Annotated in this window: 1 protein-coding gene; it reads left to right on the top strand. The window is 38.6% G+C overall.

What is annotated here, in order from left to right; genetic code table 11:
- The first annotated feature begins 214 nt into the window (after positions 1–214).
- A complete protein-coding gene (locus BCT81_RS24785; protein ID WP_102426184.1) occupies positions 215–400 on the top strand; it encodes a hypothetical protein in 186 nt (61 codons plus the stop codon).
- The last annotated feature ends 172 nt before the right edge of the window (positions 401–572 follow it).

The following is a 572-nucleotide window of genomic DNA, read 5'->3' as shown; positions in this document are numbered from 1 at the left end:
CAAGAAAAAGAGAATCAGTTGTTAACGATAATCACGTGCTTTAGAAGATATCAGTTACCTAAGTGCTTGATAGTGAATTTTGGCACCTCGACACAGCTCTCTTATTTGAACATTGTTCAACTATTCAAGCATCAGATTGATCTAGATCAATTCCCAGCATTTTGTGATCAATTAGTCTAAAAAACGTTAGCCAAATGTTAATAAGGAAATTGATATGGAACTCAAACAAGACCCAAGATGTTATACCGACGTATGTGTAGATGGTAAATGGTTCCACTATGACCACTGTAGCACTCAAGCCTATATGCTTAAAGGCGGCGCCTCTGCAGTCATCGAGCTAGCAAAAGAGCCAACCACAGAGGGTGAGTTGGTTGAGATGCTGCAAGGTATAGCCAAATAACACAAACCAATTAAATAGCTAAACGCGCTAATACTCCCCACCTCTCTAACACATTTTAATATTAGCGACAGTAAATCCATTCGAGCCATTCTATCTAACGTAGATCAGAATGGCTTTTCTTTATGCTCTTCGACTTGCTAGCAATGATTTTGTAAAAGCCAATAGCTTATAC

Source organism: Vibrio sp. 10N.261.52.A1 (assembly GCF_002876325.1).
Taxonomy (GTDB): Bacteria; Pseudomonadota; Gammaproteobacteria; order Enterobacterales; family Vibrionaceae; genus Vibrio; species Vibrio chagasii.
This window is presented reverse-complemented; position numbering and strand designations above follow the sequence as displayed.

Excerpts from the sequence above, each read along its gene's own strand:
- BCT81_RS24785 (WP_102426184.1), top strand. The coding sequence starts at position 215 with ATGGAACTCAAACAAGACCCAAGATGTTATACCGACGTATGTGTAGAT.